Raw genomic sequence first — 20,603 nt, forward strand, 5'->3', positions numbered from 1 at the left:
CTCCCCTGTTCTTATGGATAAAGAGGTGTCATTGTGAGGCCCGCCTCTTCATGTAAGCCTTTGATGATGTTGAAGTTTTGAACCGCTTGGCCGGCTGCGCCTTTCATGAGATTGTCTATGACGGACACGATGGTCAGTCTGCCTGTTCGCTCATCTAAATGAAAGCCAATGTCACAAAAGTTACTGCCGTATACTTCTTTTGTTTGCGGATACACCCCGTGATCTCTTACTCTGACAAAATAGGAATCTTCATAAAAGCCTGTCATACGCTTCATTAATTCTTCTTTTGTGATATCTGATGTCAATTGTGTATACATGGTCGCCATAATCCCTCTTGTCATTGGGACAAGGTGTGTTGAAAATGTGATGTTCGCCGTTTGCGGATTCCATTCTCTTAATACTTGTTCTATTTCAGGTGTATGCTGATGTTCATTCACCTTATAAATTTTAAAGTTGTCGTTCAGCTCTGAAAAATGCGTGCCAAGCGAAGCAGATCGTCCGGCACCAGACACGCCTGTTTTCGCATCGATGATGATCATGGATTCATCCATTAGGTTCTGTTTCATCAGCGGTGCTAAACCGAGAAGAACTGCGGTAGGAAAGCACCCTGGGTTTGCAATGACTTCCGCTTGCTTAATGGTTTCACGATTCAGTTCCGATAATCCGTACACAGCTTGTTGAATGGATGCTTCATCAGCTGCCCTTCGTTTATACCATGCTTCGTAAGTTGCTCCATCTTGAATACGCAAGTCACCTGATAAATCAATGATCGGCACCCCTTGATTCATGAGCTTTGGCGTGAGTTCACTTGATACGCCTGCTGGTGTCGCTAGAAACACAGCATCTGTTTCTCGCACAATGGCAGCCGGATCAATGGCTTTTAATGTTTGATCAGTAATCGTTGTCAAATGCGGATAAGATTGACTGTATGATTGCCCATCACCACTGGATGAATACAATATACATTCCTCCACATCTGGATGGTGCTTGAGGATACGAACCAATTCCGCACCACCATATCCTGTAGCACCTATAATACCTATTTTCAACGTCAATACACCCTCTTGATCTTTGTGAAATTATTTAACATTATAACATGTATAAAAATTAATTCAATTGTATATTTAATATTTGTTTTCATTTTTTTTCATCAAAAAACCCGCATATCTTCGTAAGACATGCGGATTTATCTTTCCTTTTTGATATTGATGACCAACAGCGCACTGCATAAATATAATAAAGAGCTTGCATAAAAAATGAAATGAACGGTGAAGAAATCAGCTAACAGGCCGCCAAGCATAATGGCGATGGATGAAAAAAGAGCTGTCCAAAAATGATAGTGCCCGACTTCTTTCATTCTTTTCTTCTCATTTGTCAGTTCGGTGACGAGCAGTTTCTCCCCGTGCTTTTGAAAACCGCCAAGCGCACCTAGTGCAAGTTGAATCATATAGACTTGCTCTACTTCTGTAATATGCGGAAAAAGCAGCAACAGAAAAGCCATACCAAACGAATGAATGATTAAAAAGAGCCGTCTATCGGTCGTTTCAGGCAGTTTCCCTAATAATAAATGAATAAACGCACCGCTTAAACCAAACAGTCCATAGGCAAGACCAAATTGAGAATAGCTTGATCCAACATTTTTTATAAAAAGAATGTAAAAAGGGAAGATCAGACTGCTGGCGAAAAACAGCAGGCTTTGTGAGTAGACAAACCATTTAATTGCTTTTGCATTCATTGTGTGTTGTACCTTTCATAAAAGTAATTAATAAATCTCCCATCTGGATCAGCCTGCTTTGTACGGTAAGTAATAGCTCCCATGATGCCGCAGGGTAATATCCGTCATGTGGCGGATGAGCCGAGCCGCTTTCACCTTTTCTTCTTCCTCAAAACCGTAATTCACAAGAAGGACAAGTGCAAACATATCTTGTGTTGCATACGAAAGATCTGCTTTTTCATTCTGCTGAACATAGCGTATTGTCATATTCATTAAATTCAACTCTTCTTGTTGTAAAAGGTCTCTCAGCTCATCGATATATGCACGAAAACGCTCAACTGGAACAAAGTATTCTTGCAATACATCGGTGTCTGTCTCATTTTCATATTCTAAAAAAGCAGAATCTGACCGCATCACATTGTTTCTTGTGATCAGCTGGTCATTTTGACTTTGGAAATATTTCTTTTGCAAATTCCATAGCAGATCTTTTCCCATATCAAACCTTCTTGACAAGCCGAGCATCAATTTTAAGGGCATGACGAGTTGATCTTCTTTCAACTTGCGGTATGGTTCGATCTCTTGGTCAGGAGAGAGGGAATAATTCGTCACATACATCTCTTTCAAAAAATTTGTTTTCGCTGTTGAGATTCTTGCGAGATGCATGCGGACTTCTTGATTGTCTTTTACATGCGTTTGAAAATAATCAGTGTATTCATCGTAATTCAGAGAGGTTGTTTCCATTTTGTATAATTCATCCCTCGTTAACGACAGCTCCACATCTAAAATGACGCCAAACAGACCATACCCTCCAATAACGGCAGTGAATAAGTCATCGCCTGGTTTGACTGTGATGATCTTCCCATCTGCTTTTAAAAGTCTGAAAGAACGAACGGTGTCTATGAGCGACCCGTAGCGAATGTCACGTCCATGTGCGTTTGCACTTAACGACCCTCCAATCGTAAAGATATTTTGAGATTGCATCACCTTTACTGAAAGGCCGTATGGGTTCACATGTTTTTGAATATCATCCCATGTTGCACCGCTTTGGACCCAAATGGTCTTCTTTTTTTCATCAAAAGCTAAAATACGGCGGAATGTCGTCATATCAAGCACGATGCCATTTTCATAATACGTGTGGCCGCCCATGCTATGCTGCTTTCCGGCAATTGAAATGGGCAGATTTTTCTCTTTTGCTTCTTTTAATACTTCTTTGATCGTGTCGATTTCTTTTCCTTGAACGACTTTCTTTATTTTGACAGGCATGAGATGACTGACATCTGTAAAAGCCTCAAGATCTTGCCCTTTAGGCGCTTGACCTTCGTGTATAGTGATAGATGCAAATAATGCAGCAGCATATCCCATCAAAAGAACGATCCATATCCACTTTCGTTTCATTATAGGTACTCCGTTCTGTAAAATTACATCCATTATATCAAGAGATTCTCATCTCCTATCTTAATTTTTCATAAAAAAACTGGTACGAGTTTTCCTCATACCAGGCGTTTTTCTTCTTATTGAATACCAAGCGCAATTTTTGCGTATCTTGACATTTTGTCACGTGTCCAAGGCGGATTCCATACGATGTGAACTTCTGTTTCTTTCACTTCAGGCAGGTCGCTTAATGCTTTTTTGACTTCATCCACGATAACGGGTGCAAGCGGACAGCCCATGGATGTTAAGGTCATGGTCACATCCACTTTTCCATTCTCATCAAGATCGACATCATAGACAAGTCCAAGGTTGACGATGTCTACATTTAACTCAGGGTCAATCACCTGTTCTAGGGCGCCTAAAATATTTTCTTTCAATGCTTCATCCATGATATCCACTCCTTTTTCAACTAGTATAACGTACTTTTCCTTTTGGCTAAACGTTTGTGCTTTTCAGGTGCGTGACAAACCAGTCAATCGTTTCAAACATCGCTTGTCTTGTGACCTTGTGACCCGCCTGCTCATCTGTGATAAACCGAATGAGGTGCTGGTCTTCTTTATATTGGGTTGCCGCTAACTCGTCATATAGCGATTTTGCGTGGCGATATGGGACAACGGGATCGTTTTCCGCATGCCAGAATAACAATGGCCTTTTGTTCAATCGATCCGTTTGCAGCGTTAAATCATAAGGACGGAGAGCGTCTAATTGCTGATTGACTTCTTCGTCCGTGATGTCTTTCATCAATCCTTTGTGACGCATGTCCATGATTTGTGCCTTTAAAAATGTCGTATATTTCGGACTGCCCATCAGGCTGACAGCTGCCTTAATCCAATCATGCTTTGCAAGTGCGCCGAAGGTCGTGATTCCCCCCATAGATGTACCAGCAACGCCAATTAGATCGGCTTCAATCCATTGTTTTTCTTGAAAATGTGTTTTAAGTATGTCAATTTCACGAATTTCGTTCAGGACAATTTCCCAAAACTTTGATGCCAGTTCCTCTAAGCTGAGGTTTTCTGATCTTACACCATGATAAGCACAGTCAGGCAAAATGACTCTCATGCCTTTTTCCGCCAAATGAAAGGCGAAATGTAAGTTGTGCTCGCGTGCACTTGTAAACCCGTGAATAAAAAATACAAGCGGCAGCGGTTTGTCTTTATTTTCAGCTTTTACGATATGTAAAAATGGAATATCGCGCGTAATTTGCTCATCAATGGTGATCACAGCCTATGAATCCTCCTTTATCATTCCCGTCTTTGTTTATTTTAACATGTAGACAACGAAGATGTGATAAAGATACACTATAGATAGAGGCACCCGCATTAGCTGCCTCCTATCACTTACAGATCAAAGGAGATTTTATGGAGACTAAACCTTATCTAATCGCACTTGACCTGGATGGCACGTTATTAAAAGATGATAAAACGATTTCTGCGCACACACTTGATGTCATTCAAAAAGTGAAAGACAGCGGGCATCATGTATGTATCTCAACTGGCCGGCCATTTCGTTCCAGCTCTCCTTATTATCAGCAATTACAGCTCGATTCACCGATTGTGAACTTTAATGGAGCGTTTGTCCATCATCCGCTTGATGAAAAATGGGGCAGATTTCACACGTCACTTGATCTTCAAGTCGTAAAACAGCTTGTGGACATAAGTGAGGAGTATCACGTGCACAATGTGCTGGCTGAAGTGCTCGACGATTTGTATTTCCATTATCATGATGAAAAGCTCATTGATATATTTAATATGAATGCAAACAAAGTAACTGTTGGAGACCTTAGGGACAATCTTGGAGAGAATGTGACAAGCGTCTTAATTCATGCAAAGGAAAAAGACGTTGGAGCGATTCGGAGCTATTTAACAGATGTTCATGCAGAAGTCATTGATCACCGGCGCTGGGCCGCTCCATGGCACGTGATTGAAATCATTAAAACAGGCATGAACAAAGCCGTCGGTCTGCAAAAAATCAGTGATTATTATGGCGTTCCCAAAGAGCGAATTGTGGCATTTGGAGATGAAGACAATGATTTAGAGATGCTTGAATTTGCTGGATGCGGGGTTGCAATGGGCAACGGGATTGATGCAGTGAAACGCGTCTCAAATGAAATAACAGATACGAATGAACAAGATGGGATTGCCAAATTCCTAACGAATTACTTCTCGCTTTAATTTTTCCATTCATACATAGGTGAAGGAAGCGGGCATACTACCGTTAGACAGGTTGACCTGTCAGCTTGTGTAAAGGGGCGGATTCCGAATGGGTAAAAGAAGCAAATCGAAACGCTTTATACAGCAAGGTAAAGATTCAGTCAGTCTGCATGACGCACGTTTTCCTTATCGTTCCACACTTGAAGAAGCGGCGGAAGACCGGGGAAATATGAAGACTGATGCTTCTGGAGGTTCATTGTGAGAAACGAACTTTTTGATCAAGCCAAATCATTTACTGAAGAAGCCCTTACTTCTTCATTTTCATCTGGGTTAGAGCGTCAACAGGCGGTCAATCGGGCCAAAAACGCCGTATCCTCGGCATTTGCCAACTCGACAGATGCAGAAAGAAACCAGCTGCATACGTTCCAAGACCTGCTTGATGACCTTTAGCGCAAAAAAAGCTGTCCGCTTTCTGGACAGCTTCATCGTGTAGACAAACCCTCGCATTTTTTGTCAGTCCTGCGTGCCGGTGCTCACGAATGTTAAATTCGCTCCGCGCCGGTACTCGTCCTTCCTAGACTGCAAAGGTTTTCAGATCACGCTGAAAAGAAGACAAAGGGCTAAAGCTGTCCACTTTCTGGACAGCTTTCTTATTGAACAACAGATCACGCTTATTTCACTTGGAACGTTTTCTTTTCCGTGATTTGCTTGAGCCCTTCTGCTTTTCCTTTAAACGTGACGACCGCTTCATACGTTCCCGGCTCTACACCGTTTGACCACTTATCTTGAAAGTCATATGTTTCATTTGCCTTCAGCACAAAGGATTGGATGGCCTGTGTGAACATGCGGTCTTTCGAATAACGGTATTTTTCATTCCCGTTTTCATCGTACACACTTAATTCGAATTTCTGGCTTGTGTTAAATGTAAATTCAATATCTCGATCTGATTCATTTTTCAGTGACATGTTGAATTGAACCGAAGAACCTTTTTGGACGGGGTCTACTGTGAGTACAACTGTTTTTTCTCCCATTTGACCGGATACCTCCTTGTTTGGTTCATCCTTTTTTTGTTGTCCACATGCTGTTAAAACCAATAGAACGAGAAGAAGCACCAAACCTTTTTTCATCTTCTACCCACCTTTTAATCTCGTCTGAAAAATCCAAGAATATTGGTTGTTTGAACAATATTTGTAAAGGCTTTTGGATCGACTTCCTTTATAATTTGTTCAAGTTCATACAGCTCATACCTTGTGATGACAATCACCATCATTTCTTTTGGTTCGTTGGTAAATGCCCCTTTTGCAGGTACAGTCGTAATACCCCTGACCATTTTTCCATAAATGGCTTCTTTGATTTCATCTGCTTTCTTCGTCACAATCATGGCTGTCAGCTTCTCATGTCTCGTATGGATGGCATCAATGACCCTTGTGGTCACATATAATGTGACAAGGGTATATAAAGCCTTCTCCCAACCTTGTAATAATCCTGCTGTAAAAATGATGATTCCGTTTAAAATGAAGAAATACGTACCGACTGGCTTATCCTTCCATTTCGCTAAAATCATCGCAAGAATGTCAAGGCCGCCTGTTGATGCCCCGTATTTCAGCGTGATCCCAATCCCAAGTGCAGAAATCACACCGCCAAACACAGCATTTAATAAAATATCTTCGGACACACTTGTCTCTGGTATAATGCCAAGAAAAATGGTCGTCAGTGCAACACTAATAATGCTATAAAAAGTAAAGGAACGGCCAACTTTCATCCAGCCCAAAATGCCGACTGGAATGTTTAAAATAAATAATAAAATTCCTGTTGATAAATAAAATGGCGCATATTGATCAATTAAACTGGATAACAGCTGGGCTACCCCTGTAAAACCGCTCGCATATACGTCAGCTGGAATTAAGAATAAATTCAGTCCAATCGCATTGAGTAATGCACCAATGACGACGACAATGAGTTTTTTTGCTTCTCCAATGAACATGTTGTCATTCCTCCACTTACCATTCTCTCTATGGTTTTCCCTAAAATTTAGAATTTGAACACGAAAAGATGATTTCTATGATATAGTTAGGCTAAAAAGATGTGACATATAGTTGATTTTTTTAGAAAGAAGGGATTTTGATGACTGTTCATATCATAGCAGACAGTGCTGCTGATCTGCCTCTTTCTTATTATGATGAACAAAACATGACACTCATTCCGCTGCGCGTATTACTTGGCGAGCAGGAATTTGAAGATTTGATCACCATTGAACCAAAACAAGTATTTGATGCAATGAGACAAGGCGAAAGTCCAAAAACATCACAGGCTTCACCAAACCGGATCAAAGAAGCCTTTGTTTCTGCCGCACAAGAACATACATCTGCCATTTATGTCGCTTTCTCATCAGAGCTCTCAGGTACATATCAAACCGCTGTGATGGTGGCAAACGAAGTGAAGGAAGACTATCCTGATTTCGATTTACGAATCATTGATTCTAAATGTGCTTCACTTGGTTATGGGCTCGCTGTCAAACACGCTCAATCACTTGCCATTGACGGAAATACAATACAAGAAATTGAAACGTCTGTAAAGCATTATTGTGCATCTTTACAACATATTTTTACTGTAGACGATTTATCGTATTTAGCAAGAGGCGGAAGAATCAGTAAAGCGTCCGCTTTTGTTGGCGGATTGTTAAGCATTAAACCCATTTTACATGTTGAGGATGGAAAACTGATCCCCCTTGAAAAGATTCGTGGACGCAAAAAACTGTTAAAACGCATTATCGAGCTGATGAAAGAACGTGGTTCAGACTGGTCAAACCAAACGGTTGGCATTAGTCATGGTGATGACCCTGCACTTGCAGATGAAATGAGACAATTCATCGAATCTGAATTTCACCCTAAAGAAATAGACGTTCAGATCATCGGTGCTGCTGTTGGATCCCATTCAGGACCTGGCACACTTGCGATCTTTTTTACAGGCAGCCCATCATAAAAAGCACCCTTCCCTGAGGGACTGACCCCCGTTTTTGAGACAGGGATCAAAACACCTTTACGAAACAGCCAGTTGCCGATAGTTTATCGGTGATTGGTTGTTTAGTTTCGTTTGAATACGAATGTTGTTATAATAATAAATGTATTCTTTGACAGTGCGTTCTACAATGGTGTTCGTAGTTCGATCAATCCTGTTAAGATAGAACGTTTCAGACTTTAGTGAGGAATGAAACGATTCGATGGAGGCATTATCAGCGGGCGTCCCTTTACGGGACATGCTCATGGTAATGCCTTTCTTATGAACAGCTTTCTGATACTCGTAAGATGTATACACAGAACCTTGGTCGCTATGTAACACGCAATTCTCAGGCAGTGATGGGAGCTGATTAAGTGTGTTTAAGATAAAGTCTGTGTCCTGCTTATCACCAATATTAAAAGCAATCACTTCTCCATTATATAAATCCAATATACTGGAAAGGTACAATTGTTTCTGTCCATAAGGCAAATACGTGATGTCCGTTACTAGTTTTTCAAGAGGGCGATCAGACTGAAAGTTCCGATCCAGTATATTACCAGCCACGGCATAGGGCTGCCCATTCTTCTTACGCTTTTTCATTTTAACTCGGCACTGCCACTGGTTTTTCTGCATGATACGTTGAACAGTTTTATGGTTAATACGCATGCTCATTTTTAGTATGGCGGTGATTTTTCGATAACCATATCGATACTTGTGCTCTCGGCACAACGTGCCGACCTGTTTCTCTAGTTGTCTTTTAGAGTGATTCTGAGTCAGATCCTTTTTCCATCTATAGTACGAAGTGCGTGAGATACCTAAATGGAAACAGGTGTCCTGTATCGTCATCGTTTCGCACAATTCTTCTACCAGTTTGATTGCCGTTTCCTTATCAACTTCCTTTCCAATTCGTTGTACTTTTTTAAAACTTCATTCTGTTGACTCAAATAGCGATTTTCTGCCTGAAGTCTCTCTAATTCGGAAGAGTACTCAGGACCCTTTCCATAGGTATATTGTTTTCCAACAGGCTGTTCAAACCGGTGTGTATCCCCAGCCTTATGCCACCTCACCCATGTCTGAACCTGCGTCTTATTCTTGATATTCAATTTTTGCATAATCTCTTTCATAGGTACGCCTGCCAATCTCATTTCTACAGCCTTCTGTTTGACTTCAACCGGATAACTCACTCTTGTCCCCATAGAAAAAACACCTCCATGTTTTATTTCGGATCACAACGATCCATTTTCAAACTTGAAGGTGTTTTTTATTTGTCTCATCTGATGGGGTCAGTACCTGAAGCATGGGAAGGGTGCTTTTCTTATGAAAGTTTAAATCGCTGAACGGTTTCGTTTAACCTAGCCGTCATATTCATCAGCTCTTCTACCTGCTTGTTCATTTGATGGAACGATTGCAGCTGTTCATTGGCCGAGGCAGAAATTTCTTCACTGCCTGCTGCTGTTTCTTCTACAACCGCACTAATATTTTCAATAGAGTGAAGGACTTGTCCGCCAAGCTCCGTTGATTGAATAATTTGTTCATTTAAAGATGCCATCTCTTGTTTAATATGCACTGCTTTTGCTTCTATATCTTCAAAAGAGTGTGAGGTTTTGTCCATTGCATCCTGCTGCTGAAGAGAAAGCTTGACCCCTTCTTGTACAGTCTGACTAATGGACTGAATGCCTTTTTCAATATGATTGACCATATCAAAGATTTGTCTTGTCGCACTAGACGATTCATCTGCAAGTTTCCGAATTTCATCTGCTACAACGGCAAAGCCTTTGCCTGCTTCGCCTGCTCTTGCCGCTTCAATGGCCGCATTGAGCGAGAGCAGGTTGGTCTGGTCCGCAATGTCAGACACCGTTTTGGCCATTGCGGAGATTCCGCTTGCGTATTGTGTGAATTCTCCTGCTGACTGTTCGATTTGTCTTGTTGCACGTGTATTTTTTTCAATTGCTGCTGTTGTTTCTGTTAACGTGTGCTTCCCGCTTTCCACTGCTTTAATGGCGTCCTCTGTACTACGGATGACCGTGTGAGATCTTTCGGAGTTTTTACGTCCATGATGGTCCATTTTCTCAATCAAGCTAACGCCATGCTGAAGATCCTCTGAAATCGCTTGTGAACCATTTGCCATTTCGTCTGTCGATACAGACACTTGATTGGCAGATTCCATGAGCTTTTTGTTTTCATCATCTAGCTGAATCGAGAATGTCTCCACTTGCTTTGAGACTTGGCTGATTTCTTGAATCAAGCTAATCAGCTGATCAGTCATTTGATTGAACGACTCATTTAAATCGCCGATTTCATCTTTACGCTTGATGTTCGTCCGCTCCACAGCGAGGTTCCCTTCTGCGATCTGCTTCGCCCGGTAAGACAGTGATTTGATTGGCGTCACAATGGCTCTCGTTAACACAATATTTAAAAAGACAGCGATGACAATCAGCGTGAGGGCTGCGACAAATGCGCTTGTGATGATCCACTGCACATTGGCTGCTGCATTCTTAAGGTTTTGTTCATACGCTTCTTGTGCTCGTTTATTCATCGTATGCACGTCGTTTAAGACACCATTAATTCTTGCAGCCACACGTCTTGCATCTGAAGCATTTTTTTCACTAATGGCACTGTTTGCTTCTTTTGTCCATGTATCAAACTTTGAAGCGAGCCTTGTTAAGACTTCTTTTCTCATATTTCCTGCATTTTTGTTTAATGCTTTCAGTTGTTTTTTTGCTGCAGAAATATCACTTTGAACGACCTCTAGCTGTTCATCTGAAAGAGTCATGGAATAATTGGTCATGGCCTGTTCAACACTTTCAAAGCTGGCCTTCGTTTTTTGTACGTTGAGTAAGGTTTGTACTTCTGTTTCGTTTGATGATTGGATCTTTGTCATGCTCACAATAATATAGGCGATAATGCCAACCGCTAAAAGAAGTGAAATGAGTGCGTTGAGCAAAATTTTGATGCGTAAGCTCATGATGCTGCCCCCTCATCTTTCAAAAGCGTCTGCTTCAGTCTATTTAATTTTTTGGTCAATTTCTCAGCATCTTTGAGCACCCGGATTCTTGCCATATCAATTCCGTCATTGCTTAAATCATACACGATATGACCGCTTTTGATTTTGCTACTTTTGACGAGCTGTTCGCTGAATTGATAAACCACTTCATCGACTTTTTTGACCATAGATGAAATAACGGCTTTTTCAGCCGTATAGTATTGATCGCTGTCTACGCCAATTGCATATTTGCCTTGCGTTTGCGCTTCTTTTAATACACCAACACCCGTAAAGCCGGCTGCTGCATATAAAACGTCTGCTTTCTTATTGATCATTTCTTTTGCTATTTTACTGCCTTTGTCTGCATCACTAAATGTGCCGGCATAGGTGGTTAAGATCTTGATGTTTGGATTCACAGATTTTGCGCCTTTTTGATATCCTTTTTCAAACCGGTGGATCACATCTGCATCGACGCCGCCAACGAACCCAATGACATCACTTTTTGTCGTCATAGCAGCAAGTGCTCCCGCTAAATAGCTGCCCTGCTCTTCTTTAAAGGTCACTGATGTGACATTTTTCAGATCAGACACAGCATCAATGAGCAAAAATTGCTTTTTCGGATATTTTTTTGCTACCTTTTCTAGGTCTTCTTGCATACTGAACCCTACACCAATGATCAGGTCATTTCCATCTTTCACAAGCTCTGTTAGCCCTTTTTCATATGTTTTGGTTTCTGCAATTTCTCTATAATCAAATTCAATGCCAAGCTCGTCACGTGCTTTTTCTAACCCTTTAAATGATGAATCGTTAAATGATTGATCACCAAGACCATCGTCTGTCAGCATGACGCCAATCTGCTTCGCATTTGATTGTGGTGGTCCTCCCTGTTGATTGCTACATGAGGCAAGTACCATGATCATGGCTGCCATCAGAAGTAATGAAATCTTCACTTTCATCCAAACACACACTCCTTTTATCATCCTTACCCCTTTCTTATCGGATTTGATAGGCTTTGTTTCAATGATCAAGTGAAGGTTTTTCAACTTTTTTTATGACTTTTTTCACTGAAAAAACCCATTATTTATGACAAAAATAAAAAAAGCGAGCAATTGCTCACTTTTTCTCATATGTCCAGCCTTCTTTTTGGTAAACTTGGTCATTTTTCATCAGATGTCCTAATGCTCGTTTAAAGGCTGCCTTACTCATTTGGAATCTTTCACGAATATCTTCTGGGTCACTTTTATCCCAATAAGGCATTGCACCATTTCTTGTTCTCATATAGGTCAAAATTTCTTCTGCATCAGCAGATAATGCATCCTGCTTTCTAGGAAGCAGTGACACATTGACAGTCCCGTCCTCTTTCACTGCAATCACGCGCCCCGTAACGGTCGATCCTAATCTTGGCTCTTCTTTCCGCTCAGTGCGGTGGATAAACCCTCTTATCCCTGTATCTGTCAGCATGAAGGAACCTGTTGCAATTAAGCGATAAATCGTTCCAGTGATCTCTTTGTTCATTAAGGTATCTGGCGCCTCAGTAAACAATTCGCTGATCACGTCTTCAGTGGCTGGCTTTGCGAACATTCTACCGTAGCTTGTCACTTTCAGCATACAATATAGTTTGTCTCCTTTTTTCGGCCACGCTTCCTCAAAAGGCGGAAGGTGTTCAGTTGCAACAAGTGCATCCTTTGACAGTCCTACATCGACAAATGCCCCCATATCTTCCACCACGTCTACAACTTCTACCCAGCCATATGTATGGGCATTAATTGTAGGAATTTTCATCGTAGCTGCCAGTCTTTCCTCATGATCTACATATAAGTAGACCTCTACTTCATCACGATCTTCGATATCCTCTGTCATTTCACTGCGGTGCAGGAGGACAGAATCCTCGCCATCTGTTAAAAAGTAGCCGTATTCCATCTCGTTCTCTATTTGCAAGGTCAATTGCTCACCTGGTCTCATGTTCTCTTCCTTCCTATCTGCCCTTAAAAGAGCGTTCGTTCATCTTTTGATTCACTTTATTCTACTATACTTCTGTCAACATGAACATCTCTAGTTCTGTTAGCTAAAGTGGACAAACTGCACTTAATTTATACCGCAATACAGCTGAACGCTATTCGATAAAGTTTCTTCTTCCCCTATTGGCATGATAAGATAGACGCAATATCCCATACTTGGAGGTCATGTGTGATGGCAAAAGAAAGTTCATTTGATATTGTATCAAAGGTGGAGCTGCCAGAGGTGCAAAACGCCATTCAAGCAGCGCTGAAAGAAATTAAAAACCGGTATGATTTTAAAGGAAGTAAAAGTGATATTTCGTTAGAAAAAGAAGAGCTCGTTCTCATCTCTGATGATGATTTCAAGCTTGAGCAGCTAAAAGATGTACTAGTGACCAAGCTGATTAAAAGCAATGTCCCGACTAAAAACATCGACTACGGAAAAACCGAACACGCCCTAGGGGGAACCGTACGCCAGCGGGCAAAGCTGATTAGCGGGATTGATAAAGACAATGCAAAAAAAATCAATGCATTGATTAAGCAGTCCGGCATCAAAGTGAAATCTCAATTTCAGGATGACCAAGTGCGTGTAACAGGGAAAAATAAAGATGATTTACAAGAGGTCATGTCTCTCATACGCAAAGCTGATTTGCCGATTGATGTCCAATTTATAAATTTTCGATAAATTTTAAATTTCCCATTGATTATTTCCTATTTTTTCGATACAGTTGATGGAAGCTCAACTCATTGACATGTTCATATCGCTTTCTTATCAAGAGAGGCAGAGGGACTGGCCCTGTGAAGCCTCAGCAACCGGTGTAGTAGAAATGTATGTTTCTATGACCAAGGTGCTAAATCCAGCAAGCAACTGCTTGGTAGATGAGAAGAAGAATTTCAATAAAACCAAAAAGTCTTCTTCTTATCAGAAGGCTTTTTTTGTTACATAAAAATAAGGAGGAAACCAATGGGCCTATTACAAGACTTACAAAACCGCGTATTAATTGCTGACGGTGCAATGGGAACACTTTTATACTCTTACGGCATCGACCGCTGCTTTGAAGAATTAAATTTATCGAAAGAAGATGAAGTGAAAAGAGTACATGAGGCGTATGTGCAGGCTGGGGCGGACATCATTCAAACGAACACATACGGCGCGAATTATATTAAACTATCCCGCTACGGCCTAGAAGAAGAAACAAAACGCATCAATACAAAAGCGGTACAAATTGCAAAAGCAGCCGCCGGCTCAGCTTATGTCCTCGGAACGATTGGCGGTATCCGAACATTTAACAAAAACGCCTACTCTTTAGACGAGATTAAACGGAGCTTTAGAGAGCAGCTGTACATCCTCTTAAATGAACAGCCTGACGGATTATTGCTAGAAACGTATTACGACATTGAAGAAGCAAAAGCTGTTCTCCAAATTGCACGCAAAGAAACGGCTCTCCCAATTGTTATGAATGTCTCCATGCATGAGCAAGGTGTTCTGCAGGACGGCACACCGCTAAAAGACGGTTTATCCGAATTATCCGCACTAGGCGCTGATGTCGTCGGTATTAATTGCAGGCTGGGCCCTTATCATATGATTCAGGCACTCGAAGGCGTTCCAATTTTGGAAAATTCGTATTTATCTGTCTATCCTAATAGCAGTCTTCCCTCCTTTGAGGAAGGCAGACTCGTCTATGATACAGATAATGATTATTTCAGAAAAAGTGCACTTGAGTTTAGAAATCAGGGTGCACGAATCATCGGCGGCTGTTGCGGAACAATGCCTCAGCATATTAGCGCCATGGCTGAAGCGGTCAAAGATTTAGCACCGATCACCGAAAAAGAAGTGAAAGTGTTAAAAGAAGAAATGATTTCGATCCAAGACCAGCGCACAGAGCCTGGACTTGATGAGCTGGCTGTGAAAAAACGATCAATTATCGTCGAGCTGGACCCGCCGAAAAAGCTCAACTTTGAAAAATTCCTTGTTGCAGCGAACGAATTAAAAAGTGTGGGCATTGATGCCCTCACGCTGGCTGATAATTCTCTTGCTACGCCCCGTATTAGCAATGTCGCTTGTGGCGCTTTATTGAAACAGCAGCTTGATATGCGTTCACTTGTCCATATCACGTGCCGTGATCGTAATTTGATTGGACTTCAATCCCATTTGATGGGACTTGATACACTCGGTCTAACCGATATATTAGCCATTACAGGCGATCCATCTAAAATCGGTGACTTCCCGGGGGCAACATCTGTTTATGATTTAACCTCCTTTGATTTGATTCGTCTGATCAAACAATTTAACGAAGGACTTTCTTTTTCTGGAAAGCCGCTCGGCAAAAAGACCAATTTTTCAGTGGCTGGCGCATTTAACCCGAATGTCCGTCATATTGATAAGGCGGTCAAACGTCTTGAGAAAAAAATAGAATACGGTGCTGATTATTTCATTTCACAGCCTGTTTATTCTGAAGAACAGCTTGTGAAAATTCATGAGGAAAGCCGTCATTTGGATAAACCGATTTATATCGGCATTATGCCGCTGACAAGCAGCCGAAATGCAGAGTTTATTCATCATGAGATTCCGGGCATCAAATTGTCTGACTCGATTCGTGAGATTATGGCGAAGGCAGGCGAAGATAAAGAAAAGCAGCGAACTGAAGGCTTAGCGATTGCTCGGTCTTTATTAGATACAGCCTGTGAATTGTTTAATGGCATCTATTTAATTACCCCTTTCCTTCGATCAGATTTAACAGCAGAACTCACAACTTACATTCATCAGAAAGAAAAGGAGACAAACGCACATGTCAACTATCACTGAACAGCTCCAGAAACGCATCCTCGTCCTTGATGGTGCAATGGGCACAATGATTCAAAACGCCGATCTCACAGCAGATGACTTTGGCGGAGAAGAGTATGAGGGCTGTAACGAATATTTGAATGTCACAGCCCCTCATCTGATCTCATCGATCCACCGGCAATATCTTGAGGCCAGTGCAGATTTAATCGAAACGAATACATTCGGCGCGACGAAGCTTGTTCTCGATGAATATGGCCTTGGTCATCTCGCCTATGAACTCAACATAAAGGCTGCTCAATTGGCAAAGCGCGAGGCAGACCGTTTGTCCACACCGGAGTGGCCGCGTTTTGTTGTAGGCGCAATGGGACCCACAACAAAAACATTATCCGTAACAGGCGGCACATCGTTTGAAGAGCTCGTCGCAAACTATGAAGAACAGGCACGCGCCCTGATTGATGGGAAATGTGATGCTCTTCTTTTAGAAACAAGTCAAGATATGCTCAATGTAAAAGCTGGATTCAAAGGCATTCAGGAAGCCTTTCATGCTACTGGCATTCAATTACCACTAATGGTGTCAGGAACGATTGAACCAATGGGCACAACCCTTGCCGGCCAAGATATTGAAGCCTTTTATATCTCACTTGAACATATGAAACCAATCAGCGTTGGCTTAAACTGTGCAACTGGTCCAGAGTTTATGACAGACCATATCCGCACACTCTCCTCCATCGCAAAATCGGCTGTCAGCTGCTATCCAAATGCTGGTCTCCCTGATGAAGAAGGACAATATCACGAATCCCCTGCTTCTCTTGCTAAAAAAATCGCCGCTTTTGCCAAGGAAGGTTGGTTAAATATCGTCGGCGGCTGCTGCGGCACAACACCTGCACACATCCAAGCACTATCAGACGAAGTACGTTCGCTCCAGCCCCGCAGCATGACACATGAGTCGTCACCGCATACTGTATCAGGAATTGAGCCTCTCATTTATGAAGAAGCGATGCGTCCGCTCTTTGTTGGAGAGCGAACAAATGTCATCGGTTCACGTAAATTCAAACGACTCATTGCGGAACAAAAGTTCGAAGAGGCGTCAGAAATTGCTCGTGCTCAGGTGAAAAATGGTGCACATGTCATTGATGTGTGTCTAGCAGATCCAGATCGTGATGAGGCAGAAGACATGGAAGGCTTTTTAAAAGAGGCCATGAAAAAAGTCAAAGCCCCTTTTGTCATTGATTCAACGGATAAACACGTGATCGAAAAAGCCCTCACATATTCTCAAGGGAAAGCCATTATCAATTCTGTTAATTTAGAGGATGGTGAAGAGCGCTTTGAAGAGATTCTTCCGCTTGTGAAACTATATGGCGGTGCACTGGTTGTTGGAACGATTGATGAAACAGGGATGGCCGTGACAGCAGAACGAAAACTTGAGATTGCCGTACGGTCCCATGATCTGCTAACAAAGAAATATGGAATTCCTGCAAGTGACATCATTTTTGATCCCCTTGTCTTTCCAGTAGGTACTGGAGATGAGCAGTATATCGGTGCTGCTGAGGAAACGATTAAAGGCATTCAACTAATCAAAGAAAGACTGCCAGAGTGCCTCACCATTTTAGGCATCAGTAACGTGTCATTTGGACTCCCGCCTGTTGGCAGAGAAATTCTAAATGCCGTCTATTTGTATCACTGCGTCCAAGCAGGACTTGATTATGCGATTGTGAATACTGAAAAGCTTGAACGCTTCGCTTCGATTCCAAAGGAAGAAATCAAGCTGGCTGAAACATTACTTTATCAAACAAACGATCAAACACTTGCCGAATTCACACAATTTTATCGCGGGAAAAAGAAAACGGAGAAAAAGCCAAAGATCTCCTTATCGCTTGATGAAAGGCTGGCGCTCTATGTCATTGAAGGAACGAAAGAAGGACTGATTGATGATCTCGCCCTTGCTTTGGAAAAATTCGAATCACCTCTTCAGATCATCAATGGTCCATTAATGCAGGGGATGGCAGAGGTTGGACGTCTTTTTAACCAAAACGAATTGATTGTGGCTGAAGTGCTGCAATCGGCAGAGGTCATGAAAGCATCTGTTTCATATCTTGAGCAATATATGGAAAAGCAGCATGCAAGCGGTAAAGGAAAGATACTCCTCGCCACCGTCAAAGGAGATGTCCATGATATTGGGAAAAACCTTGTCGACATCATATTGAGCAATAATGGCTTTCAAGTGGTCGACCTCGGAATCAAAGTAACCCCTCAAACTTTGATTGAGTCTGTGGAGAAGGAAAAACCAGATATGATTGGATTATCAGGTTTACTTGTCAAATCAGCACAGCAAATGGTCCTGACTGCTCAAGATTTACAAAAAGCGAACATCTCCGTTCCCATTTTAGTGGGCGGCGCGGCGCTTTCACGGAAATTTACGAAGATGAAAATTTCGCCTCATTATGACGGACCTGTTCTTTATGCAAAAGATGCAATGGACGGCCTGTCATTAGCCAATGAGTTACAAGCGAATCCGCTTCAATTTCAAACAAAGCCTTCAGCAGAGCAAGAAGAATTGAGCAAGGAGAAAGAAGTGAAGCAGCCGAAAGCTGTGATTGAATTACTCGAAAAACGAGCGGCACTTCCGGAGGCGCCCATTTTCACGCCAGAAAATACAAAACGCCATTATGTGCGGGACATTGATTTGCACCATATCATGCCCTATGTAAATGAGCAAATGCTGATTGGTCATCATCTCGGGTTAAAAGGAAAGGTCAAAAAATTATTGGCTGAACAACACCCTAAAGCACTAGAGTTAAAACAGCTTGTCACAGATCTCCTTCAGGAAGGAAGAGAGAAGAACTGGTTTGCACCTGCATTTGTTTATCAATTCTTCCCTGCCAGTTCAAATGGAAATGATCTGCATATTTATGATCCTGAAGCGCCTGACCGCATCATCGAAACATTTCAATTTCCAAGACAGGAGAAACTCCCATACCGCTCCATTTCGGACTATGTACGGAAAAGCGAAGAAAACGAGAAAGATTATATCGCCTTATTTGCCGTCACAGCTGGTGCCCGCATTCGTGAGGTTGCACAGCAATTTAAACAAGAAGGTGATTATTTAAAAATGCATGCTGTCCAAGCTCTAGCGCTTGAGCTTGCAGAAGGATTAGCTGAAAGAACGCACCAAGTAATTCGTGACAAATGGGGCTTTCCTGACCCAGTTGATTTCACCATGGAGAAACGATTCCAGGCCAAATATCAAGGGCAGCGTTATTCCTTTGGCTATCCAGCGTGTCCAAATCTAGAAGACCAAGAAAAGCTGTTTAACCTGCTCCAGCCAGAAAAAATCGGCATTCATCTCACAGAAGGCTTCATGATGGAGCCCGAAGCATCCGTTTCAGCAATTGTTGTTTCTCATCCTGAAGCTCGATATTTTAACGTTCATTAAAGAAGATCCTCCTTGATTGGAGGTTCTTTTTTAAAATAAAAAGTGGCATAAATATGCAAATTTACTCTTTTTTACCGATATTATAAATGAAAGTTATTTACTTAAAAGGAGATGTTTGTCATGTTCAAAAAGAAAATCGGGGTTTTACTGCTTACAGGTCTCTTGATCACTGCACCTCTCTTTCCGTCACCTGCACAAGCGAGTGAAGCTTCTACGAAACAAACAAAATATTATACGGAAGAATTGGAGCACCTTTATCCAGACAGTGATTATGCAAACAATGATACGATGGAAAAAGCTCAATTCTTACAGCATTCTCTTCATCTAAACAAAACATACTTATATCACGAGGGCAGTATCTCTTCTATGGATGACATTGATTTTTATCGGTTCACCAGCTCTAAATTCGATGGCGCAGACGGCCGTTTTTCGATTAAACTCGTGAATGTGAAAGCTGGAAATGATTTCGATCTTTACCTTTACAATCAAAGCGGGACACTCGTGTCTTCCTCTGTGCGGACAAACAACCAAAACGAAATCATCCATATGCCGAAAATTACCGCCAGTACTGACTACTACTTAGCCGTCAAACCAAAACGATTATTAAATGAAGATGACAAGATGTATCGTATTGTGTTTGATAAAAGCATTGAAAAAGGCACAACGAAACGATATGGATCACCTGCTACACTGAACAGCTTCAATGAAGCCGGTTCTCCAAATTCTTCTTTTGATTTAAGCAGCTTGCCGCAGGATGCCGTTGTCACTGGCCTTTCATTAGAAGCTGAAAAGGGCAGTACAAACGCACACAATTATGTCTTTACCGTTTCTTCCTTAAAAGGCGGGACAGTGAACGTACCTTGGAATGGTCAAAAAGTAGATATCTCTTCTTATAAAACAAGTGAAGTACCAGCAAAAGACCGATTTTTTGTTTCTTTCAATGCAATAGAGATACCTCAGCTGATCGGTGGACGGTTAATCAAAGTGGGCGTTGTCTCAATTAAAAACTTGCAGCTCACCTTTGAGTATGAATACAACCGTGACCTCAATTACTAAACAATCCGAAAGGAAAAGGACCCCCTTTTCCTTTTTCTTATGCTTTCATATGGTACG

The 20,603-nt window shown here is 41.7% G+C and carries 18 protein-coding genes, 1 pseudogene and 1 riboswitch; of the genes and pseudogenes, 8 read left to right on the forward strand and 11 right to left on the reverse strand.

Features of this window, described 5'->3' with window-relative positions; all coding sequences use genetic code 11:
* Positions 1-11 precede the first annotated feature (11 nt).
* The 5 genes and pseudogenes from argC to yjfP all read right to left on the reverse strand — a co-directional run bounded on the left by argC (position 12) and on the right by yjfP (position 4,366).
* Entirely contained in the window at positions 12-1,049 is a 1,038-nt protein-coding gene (argC, locus tag BK049_RS02680; RefSeq protein ID WP_008355245.1) for an N-acetyl-gamma-glutamyl-phosphate reductase, read from the reverse strand.
* 137 nt (positions 1,050-1,186) lie between these two features.
* A complete protein-coding gene (locus BK049_RS02685; protein WP_008355242.1) occupies positions 1,187-1,735 on the reverse strand; it encodes an MFS transporter in 549 nt (182 codons plus the stop codon).
* Positions 1,732-3,109, reverse strand: a pseudogene (locus tag BK049_RS02690) (FAD-binding oxidoreductase). Before BK049_RS02690 ends, BK049_RS02685 begins: the two are co-directional and overlap by 4 nt.
* 116 nt (positions 3,110-3,225) lie before the next feature.
* A complete protein-coding gene (locus BK049_RS02695) occupies positions 3,226-3,534 on the reverse strand; it encodes a metal-sulfur cluster assembly factor (RefSeq protein ID WP_008355239.1) in 309 nt (102 codons plus the stop codon).
* Between the two features lie 46 nt (positions 3,535-3,580).
* Entirely contained in the window at positions 3,581-4,366 is a 786-nt protein-coding gene (gene yjfP, locus BK049_RS02700; protein WP_008355237.1) for an esterase, read from the reverse strand.
* Positions 4,367-4,503: 137 nt separating this feature from the next.
* Between yjfP and BK049_RS02705 the strand changes: the two genes are divergently transcribed.
* The 3 genes from BK049_RS02705 to BK049_RS02715 all read left to right on the forward strand — a co-directional run bounded on the left by BK049_RS02705 (position 4,504) and on the right by BK049_RS02715 (position 5,745).
* Positions 4,504-5,316: a Cof-type HAD-IIB family hydrolase gene (locus tag BK049_RS02705; RefSeq protein ID WP_008355235.1), complete on the forward strand. Its 813-nt coding sequence runs from the start codon at positions 4,504-4,506 to the stop codon at positions 5,314-5,316.
* Between the two features lie 88 nt (positions 5,317-5,404).
* Positions 5,405-5,557 carry a hypothetical protein gene (locus BK049_RS02710; RefSeq protein ID WP_008348539.1) on the forward strand — a complete coding sequence of 51 codons (153 nt, stop codon included), beginning with the start codon at positions 5,405-5,407 and terminating at the stop codon, positions 5,555-5,557.
* Complete coding sequence (locus tag BK049_RS02715) at positions 5,554-5,745, forward strand: DUF3813 domain-containing protein (RefSeq protein ID WP_008355232.1); 192 nt, start codon at positions 5,554-5,556, stop codon at positions 5,743-5,745. Before BK049_RS02710 ends, BK049_RS02715 begins: the two co-directional genes overlap by 4 nt.
* Positions 5,746-5,966: 221 nt before the next feature.
* Here BK049_RS02715 and BK049_RS02720 read toward each other — a convergent pair whose 3' ends face one another.
* Positions 5,967-6,422 (reverse strand): BsuPI-related putative proteinase inhibitor, encoded by a 456-nt coding sequence (locus BK049_RS02720; protein ID WP_008355230.1) that lies wholly within the window; start codon positions 6,420-6,422, stop codon positions 5,967-5,969.
* A gap of 14 nt (positions 6,423-6,436) precedes the next feature.
* On the reverse strand, positions 6,437-7,279 hold the full coding sequence (locus BK049_RS02725) for a YitT family protein (protein ID WP_008355229.1): 843 nt from the start codon (positions 7,277-7,279) through the stop codon (positions 6,437-6,439).
* 140 nt (positions 7,280-7,419) lie between these two features.
* Here BK049_RS02725 and BK049_RS02730 point away from each other — a divergent pair, with 140 nt between their 5' ends.
* The gene (locus BK049_RS02730; protein ID WP_008355227.1) at positions 7,420-8,277 is read left to right on the forward strand and encodes a DegV family protein; all 858 of its coding nucleotides are present in this window, start codon (positions 7,420-7,422) and stop codon (positions 8,275-8,277) included.
* Positions 8,278-8,334: 57 nt separating this feature from the next.
* On the opposite strand, the gene BK049_RS02735 is transcribed toward BK049_RS02730, so the two are convergent.
* The 4 genes from BK049_RS02735 to BK049_RS02755 form a co-directional block, all read right to left on the reverse strand.
* A protein-coding gene (locus BK049_RS02735) for an IS3 family transposase (RefSeq protein WP_145939387.1) occupies positions 8,335-9,488 on the reverse strand; the annotation gives its coding sequence in 2 pieces (ribosomal slippage) (positions 8,335-9,215 and positions 9,215-9,488; 1,155 coding nt in all).
* 119 nt (positions 9,489-9,607) lie between these two features.
* Entirely contained in the window at positions 9,608-11,257 is a 1,650-nt protein-coding gene (locus BK049_RS02745) for a methyl-accepting chemotaxis protein (protein ID WP_008355224.1), read from the reverse strand.
* Positions 11,254-12,231 (reverse strand): BMP family lipoprotein, encoded by a 978-nt coding sequence (locus BK049_RS02750; RefSeq protein ID WP_008355221.1) that lies wholly within the window; start codon positions 12,229-12,231, stop codon positions 11,254-11,256. The genes BK049_RS02745 and BK049_RS02750 overlap by 4 nt, the downstream gene beginning before the upstream one ends.
* Positions 12,232-12,388: 157 nt before the next feature.
* Positions 12,389-13,237, reverse strand: coding sequence for a CvfB family protein (locus BK049_RS02755; protein ID WP_008355220.1), 849 nt, complete (start codon positions 13,235-13,237; stop codon positions 12,389-12,391).
* Positions 13,238-13,465: 228 nt separating this feature from the next.
* Between BK049_RS02755 and BK049_RS02760 the strand changes: the two genes are divergently transcribed.
* The 4 genes from BK049_RS02760 to BK049_RS02775 all read left to right on the forward strand — a co-directional run bounded on the left by BK049_RS02760 (position 13,466) and on the right by BK049_RS02775 (position 20,546).
* Positions 13,466-13,957 carry a YajQ family cyclic di-GMP-binding protein gene (locus tag BK049_RS02760; protein WP_071167795.1) on the forward strand — a complete coding sequence of 164 codons (492 nt, stop codon included), beginning with the start codon at positions 13,466-13,468 and terminating at the stop codon, positions 13,955-13,957.
* Positions 13,958-14,038: 81 nt separating this feature from the next.
* Positions 14,039-14,158: riboswitch (SAM riboswitch) on the forward strand.
* Between the two features lie 78 nt (positions 14,159-14,236).
* Entirely contained in the window at positions 14,237-16,078 is a 1,842-nt protein-coding gene (locus BK049_RS02765; protein ID WP_071167796.1) for a bifunctional homocysteine S-methyltransferase/methylenetetrahydrofolate reductase, read from the forward strand.
* A complete protein-coding gene (gene metH, locus BK049_RS02770) occupies positions 16,062-19,490 on the forward strand; it encodes a methionine synthase (protein ID WP_071167797.1) in 3,429 nt (1,142 codons plus the stop codon). The genes BK049_RS02765 and metH overlap by 17 nt, the downstream gene beginning before the upstream one ends.
* A gap of 120 nt (positions 19,491-19,610) precedes the next feature.
* Positions 19,611-20,546: an anti protein gene (locus tag BK049_RS02775; protein ID WP_071167798.1), complete on the forward strand. Its 936-nt coding sequence runs from the start codon at positions 19,611-19,613 to the stop codon at positions 20,544-20,546.
* The last annotated feature ends 57 nt before the right edge of the window (positions 20,547-20,603 follow it).

Source organism: Bacillus xiamenensis (genome assembly GCF_001857925.1).
Classification (GTDB): domain Bacteria; phylum Bacillota; class Bacilli; order Bacillales; family Bacillaceae; genus Bacillus; species Bacillus xiamenensis.

What these genes read in the sequence shown, in the direction of transcription:
- BK049_RS02685 (WP_008355242.1), bottom strand. Translation starts at nt 1,735, where the DNA reads ATGAATGCAAAAGCAATTAAATGGTTTGTCTACTCACAAAGCCTGCTG.
- BK049_RS02695 (WP_008355239.1), bottom strand. Translation starts at nt 3,534, where the DNA reads ATGGATGAAGCATTGAAAGAAAATATTTTAGGCGCCCTAGAACAGGTG.
- BK049_RS02705 (WP_008355235.1), top strand. Translation starts at nt 4,504, where the DNA reads ATGGAGACTAAACCTTATCTAATCGCACTTGACCTGGATGGCACGTTA.
- BK049_RS02710 (WP_008348539.1), top strand. Translation starts at nt 5,405, where the DNA reads ATGGGTAAAAGAAGCAAATCGAAACGCTTTATACAGCAAGGTAAAGAT.
- BK049_RS02720 (WP_008355230.1), bottom strand. Translation starts at nt 6,422, where the DNA reads ATGAAAAAAGGTTTGGTGCTTCTTCTCGTTCTATTGGTTTTAACAGCA.
- BK049_RS02725 (WP_008355229.1), bottom strand. Translation starts at nt 7,279, where the DNA reads ATGTTCATTGGAGAAGCAAAAAAACTCATTGTCGTCGTCATTGGTGCA.
- BK049_RS02730 (WP_008355227.1), top strand. Translation starts at nt 7,420, where the DNA reads ATGACTGTTCATATCATAGCAGACAGTGCTGCTGATCTGCCTCTTTCT.
- BK049_RS02745 (WP_008355224.1), bottom strand. Translation starts at nt 11,257, where the DNA reads ATGAGCTTACGCATCAAAATTTTGCTCAACGCACTCATTTCACTTCTT.
- BK049_RS02750 (WP_008355221.1), bottom strand. Translation starts at nt 12,231, where the DNA reads ATGAAAGTGAAGATTTCATTACTTCTGATGGCAGCCATGATCATGGTA.
- BK049_RS02755 (WP_008355220.1), bottom strand. Translation starts at nt 13,237, where the DNA reads ATGAGACCAGGTGAGCAATTGACCTTGCAAATAGAGAACGAGATGGAA.
- BK049_RS02760 (WP_071167795.1), top strand. Translation starts at nt 13,466, where the DNA reads ATGGCAAAAGAAAGTTCATTTGATATTGTATCAAAGGTGGAGCTGCCA.
- BK049_RS02765 (WP_071167796.1), top strand. Translation starts at nt 14,237, where the DNA reads ATGGGCCTATTACAAGACTTACAAAACCGCGTATTAATTGCTGACGGT.
- metH (WP_071167797.1), top strand. Translation starts at nt 16,062, where the DNA reads ATGTCAACTATCACTGAACAGCTCCAGAAACGCATCCTCGTCCTTGAT.
- BK049_RS02775 (WP_071167798.1), top strand. Translation starts at nt 19,611, where the DNA reads ATGTTCAAAAAGAAAATCGGGGTTTTACTGCTTACAGGTCTCTTGATC.